The sequence below is a fragment of the Nocardia sp. NPDC059154 genome, from assembly GCF_042755705.1.
In the GTDB taxonomy this organism is placed as follows: Bacteria; Actinomycetota; Actinomycetes; order Mycobacteriales; family Mycobacteriaceae; genus Nocardia.
The window spans coordinates 1-17,689 of record NZ_JBHZCS010000001.1; the positions used below are offsets into that span (position 1 = coordinate 1).

A 17,689-nucleotide genomic window follows, 5' to 3' on the forward strand; every position below is an offset into this window, starting at 1 on the left:
CGGTCGATCCGCTACGGCTGTCGTTCGTCCGCACCCTGCGCGTTGTCCGCCGCCACGTCGGCGGGCAAGCGGGTTTTTCCCCCTGACCGGCTCGCCATCACCACCGCCGACGCCGTCGCCGAGATCGCCGAACGCCCCAACCCACCCCGCCGCCAACGCAGCTATCCCCGAGTCACCAAACGTGCCGGACGCCACAAATTCCCGCGAAAAACAGTGCAGCACAAGAACATCAATCACCCAGAGCCTGCCGAGATCCTGCTACATCGGCGCGTAAGTTAACGGCATTGGCATCAAAACCGGGGGGATTCAGACACAATCGATCACCGGCATCGATCGTCGGCGGCGCCGGGCGTGCGACGGTGGACGCAGATGGCTGAACACGGTCCTGATGCAACACTGACCAGTCGGCAAGTTGCGATTTGAAGCGTTGCAGCACAACAGTTTTCGAGGTTGACCTTCTCGACGTTTGATGATTATGACGGAAGCTGACGTTGCACGAGTCGGTGCTCTGACCAGCCGATTTTGGTGTTGGTATCGAGAACGTTGGCGGCATTGAGGGCCGTTGCGTACCGGCGGCGTACTGGCGGGCGAATGGGGCTGCGAACCTTACGACTGCTCGAGCTGGTTCGCGAGAACCTCCAAACCGGCGTCTGTGACTCTCGCAACCAAGAGTTTCCGCCGGACATGGTGCGTCTTCGCGTACTGCGGATCTGACTGGGGCACGAGTACATCTACTAGCTTCCATTCCACCAATCCGCGGTTCCCTAGGCTGCGAACACTGCGGCGGCTACTCGACCTCTCGGCGCGATCTCCACTGCCGTCCTGCAGCTCAGCGACCTTGACCCAGTACCCGCTACGTGGGTCGTGATACATGAAACGGTTCCGTCCACGGCCGAACACTCTCAGGTGGAAGTCCAGGTCACGCAGCAGCTTAAGTTGTCGACTTCCAAGGCCGCGTGACACCAGGCAAGCGTAAGTGCATCCATCCCCGACTGGGGCGTGATCCAATTGTTCCGCACTCAAATGAGTGCTGCCCCTACCTGTTCCAGCAGGTAGGGGCAGCTTCTGCCGTCAACACGTCCGTATGCGAAACAGAACCTTGAGGCATCTATGAGCGTAACCAATCTTTCCGGCGACCAGCACTCCGATTCTTCGAACTTTCGGAGGTCCGGCCACAGGGCGGTGGTCGACCTTGTCGCTTTGCTGGCGATCCTTGCCACCGTCGTAATCCTGGCGGTCTTCGTCGGGCCTGCAGCTGGAGCAGTCCTGGCCGCGGGAGGCGGGTTCGTGGTGGTGACGCTAAAAATCTGGCTCCACCGCAGATGAACTGTGGCCTCAGATCGCGCCCTGAGCGGTAAGCGTCAATGCTGGCGTGATCCCCCCTTCGTTGTCGTCTCCGTGGGTGTCCAGAAAACTGGACACCCACGAGCCAACAGAATTTGTTTGGGCAGTCGCGTTGGTACCTCGACTTCGACGCCACGACGCCGACCTTCCGACGCGCGAAATATGGCGGCGCGGTTGATCGGGACGGACCCTCGACCGCTTCGTCCCGAACGAGGATCTTGCGTGCTTTGTCGGGTTCGGTCGGTGTTGAGCTGGTTGGCAGGGCGGCTCTGGCCAGCTGTTCCGACGTTGGTGAGGTTGGGTTCGAACAGGGGGAGTCTGAAGCTGCTGCGGACCGACTGCGGACGAACGGCTTCCGATGCTCGGTACATGGCCGATACGATCCGGCGGCATGGGAGGACGTCCGGACTCGGAGTTGCCCGAGTGGCAGTGGGTGGTGTTTGCCGATAGAGGTCACATCGTGGGTCATGGGCGTGATGCGATGACCTTGTGTGGTGCCTCGATTGCACCTGACCTTTCAGTAGGGCCGCGACCTCCCGGCATCACACGGTGCGGGACCTGTTGGAACGAGAAGAACGCAGAGGAAGGCCGTGCTAGGAGATCTGCGCGGAAGCTGGCTGCGAAAGCCGAATCCAGGGAACTTCGGCGGCGGGAGAGGGCCCGCGCTGGTGAGGTGGCCGATCGCCGGTCTCGGACTGCGGACCGCGGCGATTCCGTCCGGACGGTTGGGGGCGGGTTGCCCGGCCTCGGCAAGGCTCGATGAGCGACGGTAACGATCTTGCAAAGTCGATCATGCAGGGGTCAGACTTGTAACTCAAGCAATCTGCATGGAAGGGCACTACGAAGTGACCGAGCCATCCCTGGCTGCGCTTGATGCAGCCAAGGCACTGCTAAGTGACGTTGACTCCTTGCTGGATCACCACCCGAACAACAAGGATCCGAAGCCTGGCCGCCCCGCCGGTGCCGGCTACGGGCCTCTCCTCCGATCGTGTGTCGCGCTCTGCTATACGGCATGGGAGGTGTACGTCGAGGAAAGCCTCCTGGAGTCTGTTCGGTACTTCGTCCGGCACGGCAGCCCTGAAGAGCTTCCAGAAGCTTTGCAGCAGTGGGTGGTTGGCCTGAAGCCTAGCCCCTGGGCATTCGTTGGTGAGGCATGGGGCGACACCGTCATTCAACTCGCCGAGGCGAGAATCTATGGCGACGCTCAAGGGCGGTACGGGTTCAATACCGCGAGTGTTTCGAACGTGGAGAGCCTATTCAACGAGGTACTGGGCTACAGCCCTCTGTACGGCATCAGATGGCAGAAGAAGACCAATACCGCTGTCCGGAAGGACATCTCGGAGCTAGTCCGGATCCGAGGTGAGATCGTCCATCGCGGTACGACTCCGGGATCGCTCAATCTTTCTGGTGTTCGGTCATGGGCATCCTTCGTGTCGAGACTGTGTGAGCGAGTCGACGAGCAGTTGGTTGCCTTCCGCGAAGGGCAGTTGAAGGCATTGCCTGAGGAGCTCCCCGCGTAAGAGGTGACCTTGAGTCCCTCTCACGGGCCTGAGGTCTTTCGGCTCACCACATCGGAGATGTACAGGGGGCAGGCTAGTGCGGCCGTTGGCAGACAACCTGTGACGAAGTAGGGCCCGTACTGCCACCAGCGGTTCTTGCTGTTTATGTGGCCGTTGAAACCTTGGACTGACCTGCAAACTGATCGTTGGGGGCGTTGACGACTTAGGGCTACTGCTGTTCCCGCTGCGTACGTGCTGCGTACCCGCTGTCCCTGGGGGGCATCCCCCTCTACCGACTTGGCTCTATGCCCAAGTACAGTTGCTTGCCCCCAGAATTGGCCCACATCTGGCATCTCGTCCGGCCATGCTCAAAGCTCATCGCTATCTGGAACGTTCTGTTGCCGACAACGTTCAGTATCAACGCCTCTAAGTCCAGCTTGCGGATTTCCTCCAACGAGAACGACATGTCGACACGGCGATAGCGTCCGTAACGTGCAATCACTTTAGGCTTGGTGGCAATCCGGATGAGAACTCGCGCGTCCGCGTCCGCGTCCGCGGCCGCGTATTCGTCTCGCGCAAGCAGAGATCCAAGACTTTTGAGGTGCACTGGCATCCAAGAGGCTAGCCACTGCCGCCGCCATTCCATCGCACGCCGTTCCAGACGGAGCGTCGAGCGTTCTGAAAAACCTTCAAAGAGTGCGGTTTCCATCTGTTCAGCGACGAAAAGGGGCCGCATCAAGCGAGGTACCGCGTAAAGTTCAGCTACCAGCTCCCTCCGCCTGGGACTCTCCTTTGGGTAGAGCTGAACAATCAAGCGGAGAACAAAGCCCGGCGCGAACCCGAACACGCCAACGACAGCGGCGAACGTTGGCCACGACGCGATGGCATCGAGAAGTTCAATCACTGGGCCCATCCCAGATTCATTGAAGAGAATCGCTTGTCCGCGTAAGCCGAGCGCAGCATGGCTCCGAGCTGATACTTGCCCTCGTCGGTCAGTTCGTAGTACCGCCGCGGCGGGCGCTTCTCGGTGATCGCGGCCGGATCCTCCCAGCCGTCCGTAAGCCAGCCCTCGTTGAGCATCTTGGTGAGCATCGGGTAGACGACGGCCGAGCGTTCCCCGGACTGCTTGATTAGGTCATAGCCCCAGTGTCGCCCGTTGGGCTCCGCTAGCAGCACGGCCGCCACCTGGACGAGGCTGCGCGTCTTCCTCATACCCTTATCTTACATAGGTCATTTATGACCTACAAGCGGTGGACTCCCTCGCGGTGGTCCCCGTCGCCTCGGTGTTCAGAAAACTGGACACCGATTACGAGGTGACTTCACTCGCCCGCGTAAGAGGCGATCCCTTCGTTGTGGTCATCCTCCGAGACGCGCCCCACCGATCAACGCAAAGATTCGCTTCCAAGCCCTCTCTTTTGTGGTCCTCCCCCAACGCAACTCACATGCCAACCTGACATCCACGCCCAACGCAACTCTCCCTTTGTGGTCCCCCTTGTGGTCCTTCTGTCTGAATCTCTCACTCTCTCAATCGCTCCCGACCATGCACTCTGGACCCAAACTGGCTCTTGTCTCTCGTGCTCCTGATTACCTTCAGCGAAGCGGGAGGTAATCAGGAGCACGAGAGACAAGAGCCCTGCGCCGAAGGCGCAGATCAGAGGGCATGGGCGGGAGCGATTCCCCGGATTGATGCCGGATGGTTTGGTCCCGGCACTGTCCCGGCTTGGTCCCGGCACTGTCCCGGCACTCTTCCGGCAGCTAGAGCAGCTGCGCCATGCTCGTGATCATGGCTGCTGGCGAGTGCGCGGCGAGCCTGGCGACCTTCTCCGGGCGGTTCGCAAAGGCTATGCATGCGATCTCAGCAGCCTGTGCCGCAAGGACGTCTGATACTGAATCACCCACGAACACGCAGTCCTCCGGGGTGACGCTGAGACCCGCAACGGCCTGATTCAGTAGGTACGGATCGGGCTTCAAGTGCGACAGGTCGGCGCTGTCGCGGCCATACACACCGCGGACCAGGCCGCGTAGATCGTGCTGGATCATGAACGCCTCAATGGCAGCCGATGAGTTGTTGCTGACGACCGCGACGCGGTGGCCATCCGTCGCGAACCGTTCAATCACTTCGGCCGCGCCATCCGTGGGTTGGGCAAGCCGGACGGCCTCCAGTTCAATCTCCCTGAAGCGGCGTTCGGTCGCTTCGGCCTCCACCACACCGAGTGTTGCGGCGAAGTAGAGGATGTCGAACGGATCGCTGCTCTTCTGAACATGGTCCGGTGCTGAAGCATTGATGCCGGCCAAAAGCTGCTGCGCCGCTTCTCGGTTGGAGATCCCGGAGAACACGGCACAGATAGGCCCGTCGAAGTCGAGCAGCAGGATTCCGCGGCCTTTCGAAAGGTCTGCGGCGGTCGTCAACGCTGATAGTCCCTGGCCACAGTGGTCCAGATGCTGTCGAACCACATCTGCGACTGCTTCACGAACTGGCTCTCCTTGCCATCCGGGTCGGCATCCTGCGCGAACTCGAAAAGCGTTGCGTCCTTACCCATGAGGTCCCAAATCGCCTCGGCTTCACCATCCAACTGAAGCTTGTGCTCGCGGACTGGGTAATAGCCGTAGAACGCTCGGGAAGCATTCAAGATGTACAGCTTGAAGAGCGGGACCGCCGGATAGGTGCGGACCTGCGCAGACGCACTTGCGACCAACTCCAGCTCGGCGAGTTCGTTGACGGCATCCACCACCGCGAGTGCGTGCCGCTCCATGATCCGGGTCGCGCGCTTCCGGAACGCCGGACTGTCCCCAAGGTCATCAACCCGCGATGGCAGCGACCAGGGTGAGGATGTGTCGGGAACCAATAGCCGCACAGTCAGAGACTCAGGCCGAAGACGCCCGTCACGGATCTTATCGATCGGTTCGGCAATCGCACCATGCAGCGTCTCACCCGAAAACCCGGCGAAATCTATTGTCACAGAGGCCTCTTCGAATGCCCGCTCAATGTGCGGGCGGAGCCCAACAGGACGTTCCGTGCGCTCGCGGACGTATACGCCACTTCCCTGCCGAGAGACAACCAGACCTTCGTCTCGGAGTACTCGAATCGCCTGCTGAACAGTCATGCGGGCTACGCCGTACCGTTCCGCCAGCTGCGGTCCGGACGGAAGCTTTTCACCGGGCGCCAGCTTCCGCGTCAAGATCGCGGCGCGCAGCACATTCGCCACCTGAAGGTAAGGCGGACGAGGGTCGTCGGGATCAAGTGCGTCCATGCGACACACCCTAGTCCTTTGGGCCAGAAGTTTTCTAGGCAACCTAGATGAATCAGCTGCGTTGGCCAGCGCGGTGCGCTACGATCAACTTGTCTAGGCAAGCTAGAAAGCTTGGCCAAGAACACTCCCCGGCAGTGTCCAGCTGCCGGGGAGCCAACACCAAAGCGGTTGCACCCGCTTCAGCAATTTCCCACCTCAAGGACGAAAGGTCCCTGAAGCATGTCCAGTGTAGAACGCAGTGTGCTGGTGCCGAACCAGCCTCTATCAGCGGGGATATCGGAACCCAGACCACAACGGAGGGAAGCGACGCGCCCGACAGCGGATCGGTGGCGGTCGTGATGAACCACAACGAAGGCCGGGTCAGTGCGGACGCTTCGGATCGGACGCGTCGATTGGGTCCGGGTACGGAGCTGAGAGCGCTTCTGAGGAAACGGCATTGGCAGACTCACAGCGCGTTCTGTCGTGAGTATGACAAGGCGGCCGCCCGGATCGATTCGGAGATGGTCGGGCATGCCCCGGCCAAGGCACAGTTCTATCGGTGGCTGACCGGTGAGGTGAAAAGCCTTCCGTTCCCTGATCATTGCCGGGTTCTGGAGGAGATGTTGCCCGGCTACACCGTGGACGAGCTGTTCGCACCCGCCACCCCGTTGGTCAGCGTCCAGAAAACTGGACAGCACCTGCCGCGGTCCGACGATCGGCAGCAGGTGGTTCACAGTGAACCACCTGAGCCATCTGACTCACGTGACTCGGGGGTCGGTTTCCGTACGTCGGCGGATGTCGCGGGCCGAAATCTGCGGGCGGATCACGCAGGTGATTCACATGAATCACCTGACTCTGTGGTCGGTTTCGTGCAGCCTCGTGATCAGCGGGAAGTGACTGAGGCCATCGATGCACGGGTGCGTTCGCTCATGAGCTGGATCGGTTGTGATACTGCGCCGATCAAGGAGCGCGACATCCACCGTGACAATGTTCGCGGCCCTTCGGTTGAAGCGCCGGCGCGTCCGGCGGTGGATCGGAGGCGGTCACGGTGAACGACGACGCTGCCCGCAATCTCGATGGCGGGACGGAGTTGAAACGGCTTCTGCGGGAGAAGCATTGGGATACCCACAAGGTGTTTCAGCGCGAGTACAACAGGGCTGCGCGGAAGATCAATCGCAACTTGGGTGGGTTGGACGGTCCCGCGAAGGCGCAGTTCTACAAATGGCTCGCCGGTGACCTGAAAGGGCTGCCGCGGCCGGATCACTGCGCGGTTCTGGAAGCGATGCTGCCCGGCCACACCGCCGACGAACTGTTCGCACCCGCTACCTCGCCGGTCGTTGTGGAGAAAACTGGACAGCACCTGCCTGTCGCGCCGGAACGCCCGGTGTCGGTCGAATCGATCGAAAAACCGGCTACTGCACGATCTTTGGACCGAGAACTGCGAGTCGCGGCTCACGTAGATGTTCCAAATGGATCACCTGACTCGGTGGTCGGTTCTGGTCGTGTCCGGGATCAGCGGGAAGTGACGGCCGCGATCGATGCGCGGGTGCGGTCACTGATGTCCTGGATCGGCGCGGACACCGCGCCCCTGAAGGAACGCGACATCCACCGCGACAACGTTCGCGACCCTTCGGTGGAGGCGCCGGCGCGTCCGGCGGTGGATCGGAGGCGGTCGCGGTGACAGACGATGCGATCATTCTGGGCCTGCGCTCAGACGGGCGAGGCTACCGCGACATCGCCAACACGTTGGGGATCACCGCCCGCCAGGTCGAAAACGTCCTGGGCGAAATCGCGGCCTTGCGGGCGGCCGGCCTCGGCCACAGCGAGATCGGGCGCCGTGTCGGTCTGGCCCGCAGCACCGTGCAAGACCTGCTGCGGAAGGAACGGTCTCCGCGATCGACGATGCGGAAGTCCGCGGCGGTGACCGCGCTCGCAGAGCAGGGCGGCATGCAGCTCGATGTCCTGGGCTGGTTCCTGGACCTAGACAAGAACCACACCTACGTACTGGTCAAGGAACTGCGCGAGGAGAAGATCGTCCGCGATCTGGAGAAGATCCGGGCGGGGGAAAAGTGGGTGCTGCTCACCAGGGGCACCGAGTCCCGGATCCTGGGGTTCCCGGTGCGGGAGTTCCGGCCCTCGGTGAAGCAGGCCGAACACCATCGCGCGGTCGCCCAAGCCCGGATCATGCTCGTCGGTGACGATCTCGAACGCTGGATTCCCGAGCGGGTCCTGTGGCATCGCGCCGAGATCGCTGCCCGCGAATCCAGTTCCAAGCACAAGGAATTCAGCACCAGCCGCAACCCGCGCGGCGGTGTCTCCCATGTCCATGACGGGCGGTTCCTCGGGGAACTCGACGGTCTGCACGGGTGGTGGGCCCTCGAAGTCGAACTCACCCGCAAGTCTGCCGACGTCATGGACACCGCCCTGCGCGGAGCGCTGCGGGCTGCCCGCGACGCCACCCCGGAGAAGGTCGTCGGCCTGCTCTACCTGTGCCGCTCCGCGGGGGTCCTCGACGGCGTCCACGCGGCCGTGAAACGCCTGCCGGCCGAGTTGAGCAACCGCAAGGAGCTGGCATTGGCCATCGGTGACTTCGACGACGAATGGGCCGACTTCCTCATCCGGCGCGCCACGAAACGCAAGCGCCGCACCAAAACTCGAACTTCCAAGGATGCATCATGATCAACACTGAAACCCTCACCCACCGCGACGTGCGCGCGGTGGTCGCCCTGGCCGAAATGCGCGCCATGCAACTCGACGTACTCGGCCACTACCTCAAGTTGGGCCGCACCCAAACCTACGACCTGGTCGGCAAGCTGCTCGACGCCAACCTGATTCACCCACTGGTAGAAGTGGACGCCGGACCGAAATGGGTGGTCCTCAAGCCCGCTGCATCGACGTGGGCGTTGGGCTGGCGGACCGGCGACTGGCAGCCCTCACCGATGTGGGCCGAGCATTGCCGCGCGGTTGCCCAAACCCGCGTCGCATTGGATGCGTGCGCGTCGCATGAGTGGATGTCCGAGCGCATCATGCGACACGACACACCCGGACGCGGCCCGTATCCCTATGACGGTCGGCTGATGCGGCCGGACTGGCAGTGCGTAGCGGTCAAAGTCGATACCACCCGGTATCTGACACCGGAAGAATTCTCGCACCGCCTCCACACGATGCGCGACCAAGCGCGACGCGACCAGTGCGCCGAAGTCCTGTACGTGTGCGGCGGCTACATCCGCCCCGACACTGCTGTCGCCATCGCGCGACAGGTCCTGCGTTATGAGTCTGACCTGGACTTCATGGCGATAGACCTGGGTTCGCTGATCGCGAAGCACCGTGCGCCGAAGCGCTCCGGCAAGGGCGTCGTCTTCCCACTGCGACACCGTGCGACAGGTGGTGCGCACTGATGCGACAGCCCCGCGACACCCCGTGCGACACGCGTCGCACCGATAGCGCACACCGCGACAGCTTGCGCACCGCGCGCGACAGCTCCTACGCACCGCGCGACACCCTGCGCACCACCTCCAACACAACCGCCCAGACCACTACTCCCCGAGGACATTTCATGAACGACGACCGCTACCTCCAGGCAAAAGACTGCGAAGAACTCACCGGCATCCCCGCGTCCACGTGGCGCTACTGGGCGCACATCGGTTCGGGCCCCGTGAGTTTCAAGCTCGGCCGCCGCCGCGTGTGGCGCAAGAGCGTGATCCTGGCCTGGATCGCCGAACAGGAATCCGCGACCGGCGGGGTGGCGTAGTCCCATGACAGCACGACGGAACCGCCGCGCCGGGGTCGAAGACCTCTGGTACAAGACCAAGCGCGACCAGGACGGCCAGACGCGGCGCGTTCCGTCATTGCTGTACGGCAAGGGCAAACGGTGGCGCGCCCGCTACGTCGACGCCAACGGCAAGGAACACTCGAAGCGGTTCGCCCGGAAGGCCGACGCACAAGGCTGGCTCGACGGCCAAACGGCCGCGGTCGTCACCGGCGTCCACGCGCCTCCATCCGCCGGGCGGGTCACGGTCACGACCCTGGCGGACGCATGGTTGGCGAGCAACCCTGACTGGGAAACCTCGACTCGCTCCCGATATGAGTCCATCGTCCGAAAGCACATCAAACCGACTTGGGGCCAGACGCGATTGCTGGACCTGACTCACGAAGCCATCCAAGACTGGGTCTCCTCCCAGACCGATACCGGTGTCGCCGGAGGCACGGTCCGCAAGAACCTCGGGGTGCTGTCCCAGATCTGCGACTACGCGGTCGTCACGCGGCGGATCGCGATCAACCCATGTGTGACCGTGAACCGTCCGAAGCAGCGCCTCGCCTCCCGTCGCTACCTATCCGGCCTGGAGGTCGAACGGCTCGCCGAATGCGCCGGCCGGAACTGGCTCGCGGTGATGGTGCTTGCGTACTGCGGGCTTCGGTTCGCTGAGTTGGCGGGGTTGCAGGCGAGCAACGTGCACATGCTGCGCCGCCGGTTCCAGATTGAACGCACGATCACCGAAGTCGACGGCGTACTCGTCACCAAGGCCCCAAAAGATCATCAGCGCCGGAGCGTGCCGTTTCCGGCATTCCTGGCCGAACCACTCGGGCTGCACCTGGAGGGCAAGCGCCCGGATGCCGAGGTCTTCACCTCGCCGCACGGTGCCGTGCTTAGGGTGCGGAATATGCGCCGGGATTGGTGGGAGAAGGCCGCGACAAAGGCTGGGCTACCTGGCCTTACCCCTCACGAAATGCGTCATACCGCAGCCTCGCTGGCGGTCTCTCAGGGCGCGTCGGTGCTCGCGGTACAGCGGATGCTCGGTCACGACAAGCCGAGCACAACTCTCGACGTGTACGCGGACTTGTTCGATGACGACCTGGACGAAGTCGCGAGCCGACTGGACACCGCCCGTATCGAGTTCGCCGCTGCGTACTCTCTGCGTACCCAAGGGGAAACTCTCCGCTCGACTGGCGGGATTTAGGGCTCTGACCTGCGCCGTAAGTGTGCCCTCGGCAGGATTCGAACCTGCGACACCCGCTTTAGGAGAGCGGTGCTCTATCCCCTGAGCTACGAGGGCTGGACGTGCCGGGCGGGAGGCCCGTCCGGGACGTCGGGGAGTCTACCTGGTCGGGGGGCCGGGGGTCGCATTCGTGGTCGGGATGGTGGAGTCGGCTGATCGGCGGGGTGGTGGGCGCGGCGAGCCCGGCCTGGAGTCGCTAGCGGCCCGCGGGTCGGCTCTCGTCGTAGTCCGACGGTGCGAATCTGCTTGTCTTCCAGCGGAAGAGGAGGGTGGCACCGGGCCAGTTGTTGGTGATGCGGCCGGAGGCATTTCGGTACCAGCTGGAGCAGAAGTTCCAGGGGGTGTCCTTCAGCCGGCGCTGCAGCCAGTCGTCCCAGGACTTTTCGGCGTCGGGGCGGGGCGAGAGGACGTGGCCGGGGCGGGCGGAGAGGTAGTCGATGACCTGGCGGATATAGCGGGCCTGGGACTCCAGCATGTAGATGATGGAGCCGGAGCCGACGTTGGTGTTCGGGCCGTACATCATGAACAGGTTGGGGAAGCCGGGGACCGACATGCCGAGGAAGGCGCGGGCGCCCTCGGGGGACCATTCGTCGGCGAGTTTGCGGCCTTGCAGGCCATAGATATTCATGGGGGCGAGGAACTCGGTGCCCTTGAAGCCGGTGCCGTAGACGATGACGTCGACGGGATGCTCGACGCCGTCGGCCGTGCGAATTCCGTTGGGCGTCACCGCTTCGATGGCGGTGGTCTCCACGGTGACATTGTCCTGGGTCAGTGCGGGGAAGTACTCGTTGGAGAACAGGCCGCGCTTGCAGCCGGCGGCGTAGTCCGGAGTCAGCTTGGCGCGCAGCGCCTCATCGGTCACCTGCTGGTTGCGATGCCGGTCCGCGACGGCGATCACCGGATGCTTGATGGCGGGAATGTCGGTGAGCGCCAGCGCCATCACCTCGAAGAAGGTCCAGATGGCGAATCGCTCGGCCAGCCGCGTCCCGGGCACGTACTTGAACAGCGCGTGGTGCAGCGGGGTGTACTCGGTGTCGAACTTCGGCATTACCCAGGCGGCCGAGCGCTGGAACAGCGTGAGGTGTTCGACCCTCGGCTGGATGGCCGGAATGTATTGGATGGCACTGGCTCCCGTGCCGATGCACGCCACCCGCTTGCCCGTCAGATCGACCGAGTGATCCCACTCGGCGGAGTGGAAGGCCGCGCCGGTGAAGGTGTCGATGCCGGGGAGATTCGGCATCGCGGGGCGGGAGAGCTGCCCGACGGCGGGGATGAGGACGTCGGCGAGGTGGGTGACGCCGTCGGCGGTGCGGACCCGCCACCGGCCGCCCTGCTCGTCGAATTCGGCGTCCACCACCTCGGTGCCGAACTCGATCTTGGCCGGCAGGTCGTGCTTCTCCGCGACGGTGCGCATGTACGCGTGGATGTCGGCCTGCTGCGAGAACCGGCGCGGCCAATCGGATTTCGGCTCGAACGACCACGAGTACAGCGGCGAGGGCACATCGCAGGCGGCGCCCGGGTAGGTGTTCTCGCGCCAGACGCCGCCGAGGTCGGCGGCCTGCTCCAGGATGGTGAAGTTGGTCAGGCCGTGGCGTTGCAATTCCAGCGCCATGCCCAGCCCGGCGAATCCGGCACCGATGATCAGAATGGAGGGCTCTCGCTGCATATCAGCAACGGTAGGGCGTATTCCCGCTGGTCCTGCAGACATCGCCGGACAGTGAATCCGTATTTTCGGTCATGTCGGGCGGGTGAGTCCGGATTCACCCCTGGCAATCATGGGAAGGCCGCTCTCACGGCCCGCTGTCCGGGTCAGTGAGCGCCGTCTGACCTGCGACGCTGTCCTCGACTGGACAGCCCGGTGTCACACTCAATATATTCACGGAAGTTCTTGCTCCAATTTACTTGTCCTGGTTAGTGATTGGCTATTCTGCGCCGCCGCAGGGGGCGTCGTCAGCAGGTCGTGACGCTGATCAGGATTGCGGAGCCGGCTGGTCGTCGTGTTGGGCGGCGGCGGGTCGGCTACGGGCTGCGGGCGGCGAGGGTGGGGTTCGCCGCCCGCAGCTCGAATATTTCGCCAGCTCACCGGCCCCGGACTGAGGTCGCCATGCCGTCAGTTCGGGCCCTGACCTGTGTATGTCCGAATCGGCTAGGCTCGCCGCAAGTGACTCAGTTCACTCTCCAGTAGGTACATGCAAGGAGCGGTTGGGAAATGTTGAGCACCATGCAGGACGAGCAGCTGTCACTCGCGACGCTGCTGCGCTATGCCTCCACCTTCCAGGGCGACAGCCACGTCTCCACCTGGACCGGTGACGGCTTACGCACCCAGACCTATCGCGAGGTCGGCCAGGATGCGGCCCGGCTCGCCAATGCCCTGCGTGACCTGGGTATCGGCGTCGGTGACCGGGTCGGCACGTTCATGTGGAACAACAACGAGCACATGGTCGCCTACATCGCGGTGCCCGCCATGGGCGCGGTGCTGCACGCGCTGAACATCCGGCTCTTCCCCGAGCAGCTGGTGTACGTGGCCAACCACGCCGAGGATCAGGTCGTCATCGTGGACGGCTCGCTGCTGCCGATGTTCGCGCAGTACCTGCCGAACCTGAAGACGGTGCGCCACGTCATCGTCGCCAATGGCGATGCCGCCGCGCTGCAGGCCCCCGAGGGCGTCACCGTGCACTCCTACCGGGAGCTGCTCGACGCCCAGCCCGACACCTACGACTACCCGGTCATCGACGAGCGTTCCGCCGCCGGCATGTGCTACACCTCCGGCACCACCGGCGACCCCAAGGGCGTCGTCTACTCGCACCGGTCGAACTGGCTGCACGCCATGCAGGTGATCTCACCCAACGGCATGGGCTTCACCGCGGCCGACACCGTGCTGGCCATCGTGCCGCTGTTCCACGCCAATGCCTGGGGCATTCCGTACGCCGCGCTCATGTCGGGCGCGAATGTGCTGATGCCGGACCGTTTCCTGCAGCCCGCACCGCTGCTGGAGATGATGGCCGAGGCGAAGCCGACCTTCGCCGCCGCGGTCCCGACCATCTGGGGCGGCGTGCTGGCCGGGCTGCAGGCGCAGCCGCAGGACATCTCGCACCTGCGTACCTGTGTGGTCGGCGGCGCGGCGGTCCCGCCGTCGATGATGCGGGCCTTCGAGGAGCGGCACGGCGTGAAGCTGCTGCACGCCTGGGGCATGACCGAGACCTCGCCGCTGGGTTCGGTGGCGCACCCGCCCGCCGGCGCCGAGGGCGAGGAGGCCTGGAGCTACCGCTACACCCAGGGCCGCTTCCCGGCCGGCGTGCAGGCGCGCCTGGTCGGCGATGACGGTTCGGTGCTGCCGAACGACGGAGAGGCCCTGGGCGAGTTGGAAGTTCGCGGCCCGTGGATCACCGGCGCCTACTACGCGCCGTCGGGCGGCGAGGTCGATCCCGACAAGTTCCACGACGGCTGGCTGCGCACCGGCGACGTCGGCAAGATCAGCCCCAATGGCTACCTCACCCTGGTCGACCGCTCCAAGGACGTCATCAAGTCCGGCGGCGAATGGATTTCGTCGGTGGACCTGGAGAACGCCGTCATGGGTCACCCGGCCGTGGCCGAGGCCGCCGTCATCGGCATCCCGGACGCGAGGTGGGACGAGCGCCCCCTGGTCGCCATCGTCCTGGTCGAGGGCACCGAGGCCAAACCCGAAGAGCTGCGCGACTTCCTGGCCCCCAAGTTCGCCAAGTGGCAGCTGCCCGAGCACTGGTGCTTCATCGCCGAGGTCCCCAAGACCAGTGTCGGCAAGTTCGACAAGAAGCGCCTGCGTGCCCAGCACGCCGACGGCTCGCTGACCGTCGTCACGCTGTCCTGACCCACCCGGGTGGGCCCTCGGCACGAGGGGGCACCCGCCGGTCGGCCGAATGCGCTGTGTCGCAGCGCTTCACGCCGTCCCGAGCGGATTCAGGACGGCGAATCGCCATTCCCCGTTCTCGAGCTGCCGGGCGATATTCGCGGTGGTGCCGGTGGGCGAGACTCGCGTGCCGTCGGGCGCGTCGATCTCCAGGGTCCAGTTGGTGACCAGCAGGGCTGCGTCGCCGCCGATCAGCAGATGCTTGCTGTTGTTGGTGAGCTGTCCGTGGGCGGCGACCGTGCCGCTGATCTCCTGACGCAGGGCGTCCGAGCCGGAAATGACGGCTCCGGTGGTGGTGCGCATGGTCGCGCCCGGGGCGAAGAGCGAGAGCACCCCCGCCACGTCGCCCGCGTTCAGGCGCTCCTCGAAAACCCTTGGCAGCTGGGCGGGATCGGTGATCTGGGTGGCCATGACCTGGTCCTTTCGTGGTCGGATCGACGCTTTCCATGCTGGTCTGCGGCGGCGGCCCGGGCGAGGTCGAAAGGGGACGCGTCATGGTCAAAAGTGGACAATCGTGGTTCGGCTAGCCCTCCGGGTAGAAGACGAACAGGGTGCAGCCGGTGACCGTCGAGGGGACGTGCCAGGAACCGGCAGGGGCGTGCAGGAAGGTTCCGGCGGGGTAGTCGCGCGCGCCGTCGTTGAAGACGCCCGAAACCACGTACACCTCTTCGGGTCCGGGCTCATGGACGTCGCGACCGTGCCAGGAGGCGTTCGGGTCCAGCTCGACGACATTGGCGCTCGCGCCGTTCGGTCCCGTCCAGAGGGCACGCACCCGGATGCCCGGGAAGATCTCGCGCACAGGGGATTCCGTGACGGAGGCCGAGATGTAGCCGGGCTGGGTGAGGATTTCGGAAGTCATGCCGACCACGGTGCCGTGCGCAGCATGGGCGGCACAGTGTCAGAAAAGACATTATAGGGTACTTTTCTGCCATGCATCGCGTGACGGCTCTGGTGCGGCCGGTCCAGTCGACCTTCGAGCTCGGCTGTGCCGCAGAGGTATTCGGCACCAAACGGGAAGGTGTGCCGAACTACTACGAATTCGGGGTGTGCACCGAGACGCCGGGACCGGTGCCCACGACGGCCGGGTACTCGCTGGATGTGGCGGACGGGCTTGCGGCGCTGGCCTCCGCCGACACTGTGATAATTCCGGGCTGGACGCCGGTGGAGGCGCCGCTCTCCGACACTGTGCATCGCGCGCTGCTGCGGGCGCACGGCCGCGGTGCTCGAATCGTCACGATCTGCCAGGGGGTATTCGCCCTGGCGCGCACGGGATTACTCGACGGCAGGGCCGCCACCACGCACTGGGCGCGCGCCGACAGGCTGCAGGCGGAGTTTCCCCGGATTCGCGTGCAACCGGACGTCCTCTACGTCGACCATGGCGACGTCGCCACCAGCGCCGGCGCGGGCGCGGGCATCGATCTGTGCCTGCACCTGGTCCGCCGCGATCACGGTGCCGCCCACGCCGCACTGCTCGCCCGGCACATGGTGATGCCGCCGCACCGTGAAGGCGGCCAGACCCAATACGCGCCGACGCCCCCGCCCTCCGACCTGCTGGACGGCCTGCTCGACTGGGTGGAGGGCCGGCTCGGATCCCCACTCTCGGTGCGCGACATGGCCGCTCACCTCAATGTCTCGCCCCGCACGCTGGCCCGCAGCTTCGACGATCGGCTCGGCACGAGTCCCGGTGCATGGTTGCTCGCGCGCCGGGTGGCGGCGGCCCGCACGCTGCTGGAGGACACGGACCTGCCGGTGGACGCCATCGCGACTCGCGTCGGTCTCGTCTCGGCGGTGAACCTGCGCCGTCGTTTCCGCGCACAGGTGGGGACGACTCCGGGCGCGTACCGCCGGGCCTTCCGGATCTCGTGAGCGGCCGGTACCGCCGCGGGCTAGGCGTCCCTGACCGCGGACAGGCCGTAGAGCACCGGGATGATGGGGTCGGTGGGAGGGAGTCGCCACCAGCCGGTTTCGGTCCGGATCATCTGGGGCCAGCGGGGCCACGGGAGGGTGTGGGTCTCGGTGAGGCCGGTGATGCGCAGGCCCGCCGCCAGCAGGGCGTTGATGACTTCGCCGAGGCCGTGACGCCATTCGTAGGCGGTGGTGTCGGTGCTGAGGTCGGGGCCGTCGGTATAGGTGTGGGCGCTGTCGCGGCGCTGGGCGCCGCGGCCGGCGAGGTAATCGTCGTGCAGCACAAGCTGTCCCGGGTCGACACCCGGCGGCGGGGTGGGGCCGAGGGCGTGCAGCAGCGGGTGGAATTCCACCAGGTAGAGCAGGCCGCCCGGCCGCAGCAGGCCGGCGATTTCGCGCGCCCAGCGGGGCAGGTCGGGGAGATAGCAGAGCGCGCCCTTGCCGGTGTAGGCGATGTCGAAGGTGCGCTCGCCCAGGGCTTCCCGCGCGTGGTAGACGTCCGCGCAGACGTAGTCGACCGCGCCCCCGGCCAGTTCGCGGGCGTGGCGCACCGATTCGGCCGAGAAGTCCAGGCCCACCGCGCGGGCTCCCCGCCGCGCGAATTCGATTGTCTCCGTGCCGAGATGGCATTGCAGATGCACCACGTCGAGGTCGCGCACGTCGCCGAGGGCGTCCCACTCGAACGGCGCGAACCAGTAGCTGGAATCCCGGTCGCGGTAGAAGCTGCTGGCGGCGTGAATGCCCGCCCGGGCATCCCAGTTCCGCCGGTTCGCCGACAACGGATCTGTCACGGTCGCCACTATAGGCACGACCCGGACGCCAGGACCG

The 17,689-nt window shown here is 64.8% G+C and carries 18 protein-coding genes and 1 tRNA gene; 10 read left to right on the plus strand and 9 right to left on the minus strand.

Features of this window, described 5'->3' with window-relative positions:
- Positions 1–279 (plus strand): hypothetical protein (locus ACFXN1_RS00005; protein ID WP_379463455.1); only part of this gene is annotated, 279 nt, incomplete at its 5' end.
- Between the two features lie 1,892 nt (positions 280–2,171).
- On the plus strand, positions 2,172–2,864 hold the full coding sequence (locus tag ACFXN1_RS00010) for a hypothetical protein (protein ID WP_379446513.1): 693 nt from the start codon (positions 2,172–2,174) through the stop codon (positions 2,862–2,864).
- 268 nt (positions 2,865–3,132) lie between these two features.
- Here ACFXN1_RS00010 and ACFXN1_RS00015 read toward each other — a convergent pair whose 3' ends face one another.
- The 4 genes from ACFXN1_RS00015 to ACFXN1_RS00030 all read right to left on the minus strand — a co-directional run bounded on the left by ACFXN1_RS00015 (position 3,133) and on the right by ACFXN1_RS00030 (position 6,094).
- Positions 3,133–3,747, minus strand: coding sequence for a hypothetical protein (locus ACFXN1_RS00015; protein ID WP_379446512.1), 615 nt, complete (start codon positions 3,745–3,747; stop codon positions 3,133–3,135).
- Positions 3,744–4,055, minus strand: coding sequence for a PadR family transcriptional regulator (locus ACFXN1_RS00020; protein ID WP_379446511.1), 312 nt, complete (start codon positions 4,053–4,055; stop codon positions 3,744–3,746). The genes ACFXN1_RS00015 and ACFXN1_RS00020 overlap by 4 nt, the downstream gene beginning before the upstream one ends.
- 543 nt (positions 4,056–4,598) lie before the next feature.
- The gene (locus ACFXN1_RS00025) at positions 4,599–5,252 is read right to left on the minus strand and encodes an HAD family hydrolase (protein WP_379446510.1); all 654 of its coding nucleotides are present in this window, start codon (positions 5,250–5,252) and stop codon (positions 4,599–4,601) included.
- Positions 5,249–6,094 carry a GntR family transcriptional regulator gene (locus ACFXN1_RS00030; RefSeq protein ID WP_379446509.1) on the minus strand — a complete coding sequence of 282 codons (846 nt, stop codon included), beginning with the start codon at positions 6,092–6,094 and terminating at the stop codon, positions 5,249–5,251. Before ACFXN1_RS00030 ends, ACFXN1_RS00025 begins: the two co-directional genes overlap by 4 nt.
- Positions 6,095–6,420: 326 nt before the next feature.
- On the opposite strand from ACFXN1_RS00030, the gene ACFXN1_RS00035 reads away from it, so the two are divergent.
- The 6 genes from ACFXN1_RS00035 to ACFXN1_RS00060 are packed head-to-tail and all read left to right on the plus strand — an operon-like array spanning position 6,421 to position 11,031.
- The gene (locus ACFXN1_RS00035) at positions 6,421–7,125 is read left to right on the plus strand and encodes a hypothetical protein (protein WP_379446295.1); all 705 of its coding nucleotides are present in this window, start codon (positions 6,421–6,423) and stop codon (positions 7,123–7,125) included.
- A complete protein-coding gene (locus ACFXN1_RS00040; RefSeq protein WP_379446297.1) occupies positions 7,122–7,754 on the plus strand; it encodes a hypothetical protein in 633 nt (210 codons plus the stop codon). The genes ACFXN1_RS00035 and ACFXN1_RS00040 overlap by 4 nt, the downstream gene beginning before the upstream one ends.
- Positions 7,751–8,752, plus strand: coding sequence for a hypothetical protein (locus ACFXN1_RS00045; protein WP_379446298.1), 1,002 nt, complete (start codon positions 7,751–7,753; stop codon positions 8,750–8,752). The genes ACFXN1_RS00040 and ACFXN1_RS00045 overlap by 4 nt, the downstream gene beginning before the upstream one ends.
- On the plus strand, positions 8,749–9,471 hold the full coding sequence (locus tag ACFXN1_RS00050) for a hypothetical protein (RefSeq protein WP_379446300.1): 723 nt from the start codon (positions 8,749–8,751) through the stop codon (positions 9,469–9,471). Before ACFXN1_RS00045 ends, ACFXN1_RS00050 begins: the two co-directional genes overlap by 4 nt.
- Complete coding sequence (locus ACFXN1_RS00055) at positions 9,471–9,824, plus strand: helix-turn-helix transcriptional regulator (protein ID WP_379446301.1); 354 nt, start codon at positions 9,471–9,473, stop codon at positions 9,822–9,824. The genes ACFXN1_RS00050 and ACFXN1_RS00055 overlap by 1 nt, the downstream gene beginning before the upstream one ends.
- A 4-nt stretch (positions 9,825–9,828) precedes the next feature.
- Positions 9,829–11,031, plus strand: a complete 1,203-nt coding sequence (locus ACFXN1_RS00060; RefSeq protein WP_379446303.1) for a tyrosine-type recombinase/integrase — start codon at positions 9,829–9,831, stop codon at positions 11,029–11,031.
- Between the two features lie 23 nt (positions 11,032–11,054).
- Here ACFXN1_RS00060 and ACFXN1_RS00065 read toward each other — a convergent pair.
- Together ACFXN1_RS00065 and ACFXN1_RS00070 are read right to left on the minus strand one after the other, a co-directional pair.
- Positions 11,055–11,127: transfer RNA gene (locus ACFXN1_RS00065), tRNA-Arg, on the minus strand.
- 139 nt (positions 11,128–11,266) lie between these two features.
- Positions 11,267–12,736, minus strand: a complete 1,470-nt coding sequence (locus ACFXN1_RS00070; protein ID WP_379446304.1) for a flavin-containing monooxygenase — start codon at positions 12,734–12,736, stop codon at positions 11,267–11,269.
- A gap of 543 nt (positions 12,737–13,279) precedes the next feature.
- Between ACFXN1_RS00070 and ACFXN1_RS00075 the strand changes: the two genes are divergently transcribed.
- Positions 13,280–14,917, plus strand: a complete 1,638-nt coding sequence (locus ACFXN1_RS00075; protein WP_379446305.1) for a long-chain fatty acid--CoA ligase — start codon at positions 13,280–13,282, stop codon at positions 14,915–14,917.
- Positions 14,918–14,986: 69 nt separating this feature from the next.
- Here ACFXN1_RS00075 and ACFXN1_RS00080 read toward each other — a convergent pair whose 3' ends face one another.
- Together ACFXN1_RS00080 and ACFXN1_RS00085 are read right to left on the minus strand one after the other, a co-directional pair.
- Positions 14,987–15,367, minus strand: a complete 381-nt coding sequence (locus ACFXN1_RS00080) for a YybH family protein (protein ID WP_379443700.1) — start codon at positions 15,365–15,367, stop codon at positions 14,987–14,989.
- A 112-nt stretch (positions 15,368–15,479) separates the two neighbouring features.
- The gene (locus tag ACFXN1_RS00085) at positions 15,480–15,815 is read right to left on the minus strand and encodes a cupin domain-containing protein (protein WP_379443699.1); all 336 of its coding nucleotides are present in this window, start codon (positions 15,813–15,815) and stop codon (positions 15,480–15,482) included.
- 71 nt (positions 15,816–15,886) lie between these two features.
- Between ACFXN1_RS00085 and ACFXN1_RS00090 the strand changes: the two genes are divergently transcribed.
- Complete coding sequence (locus ACFXN1_RS00090) at positions 15,887–16,822, plus strand: helix-turn-helix domain-containing protein (protein ID WP_379443698.1); 936 nt, start codon at positions 15,887–15,889, stop codon at positions 16,820–16,822.
- A 20-nt stretch (positions 16,823–16,842) separates the two neighbouring features.
- Here ACFXN1_RS00090 and ACFXN1_RS00095 read toward each other — a convergent pair whose 3' ends face one another.
- Positions 16,843–17,652, minus strand: a complete 810-nt coding sequence (locus ACFXN1_RS00095; protein WP_379394389.1) for a class I SAM-dependent methyltransferase — start codon at positions 17,650–17,652, stop codon at positions 16,843–16,845.
- Between the last annotated feature and the right edge of the window lie 37 nt (positions 17,653–17,689).

Bases quoted from the DNA above. Each gene is read 5' to 3' on its own strand.
- ACFXN1_RS00075 (WP_379446305.1), top strand. From the start codon at position 13,280: ATGTTGAGCACCATGCAGGACGAGCAGCTGTCACTCGCGACGCTGCTG.
- ACFXN1_RS00090 (WP_379443698.1), top strand. From the start codon at position 15,887: ATGCATCGCGTGACGGCTCTGGTGCGGCCGGTCCAGTCGACCTTCGAG.
- ACFXN1_RS00060 (WP_379446303.1), top strand. From the start codon at position 9,829: ATGACAGCACGACGGAACCGCCGCGCCGGGGTCGAAGACCTCTGGTAC.
- ACFXN1_RS00050 (WP_379446300.1), top strand. From the start codon at position 8,749: ATGATCAACACTGAAACCCTCACCCACCGCGACGTGCGCGCGGTGGTC.
- ACFXN1_RS00085 (WP_379443699.1), bottom strand. From the start codon at position 15,815: ATGACTTCCGAAATCCTCACCCAGCCCGGCTACATCTCGGCCTCCGTC.
- ACFXN1_RS00010 (WP_379446513.1), top strand. From the start codon at position 2,172: ATGGAAGGGCACTACGAAGTGACCGAGCCATCCCTGGCTGCGCTTGAT.
- ACFXN1_RS00030 (WP_379446509.1), bottom strand. From the start codon at position 6,094: ATGGACGCACTTGATCCCGACGACCCTCGTCCGCCTTACCTTCAGGTG.
- ACFXN1_RS00070 (WP_379446304.1), bottom strand. From the start codon at position 12,736: ATGCAGCGAGAGCCCTCCATTCTGATCATCGGTGCCGGATTCGCCGGG.
- ACFXN1_RS00020 (WP_379446511.1), bottom strand. From the start codon at position 4,055: ATGAGGAAGACGCGCAGCCTCGTCCAGGTGGCGGCCGTGCTGCTAGCG.
- ACFXN1_RS00055 (WP_379446301.1), top strand. From the start codon at position 9,471: ATGCGACAGCCCCGCGACACCCCGTGCGACACGCGTCGCACCGATAGC.
- ACFXN1_RS00080 (WP_379443700.1), bottom strand. From the start codon at position 15,367: ATGGCCACCCAGATCACCGATCCCGCCCAGCTGCCAAGGGTTTTCGAG.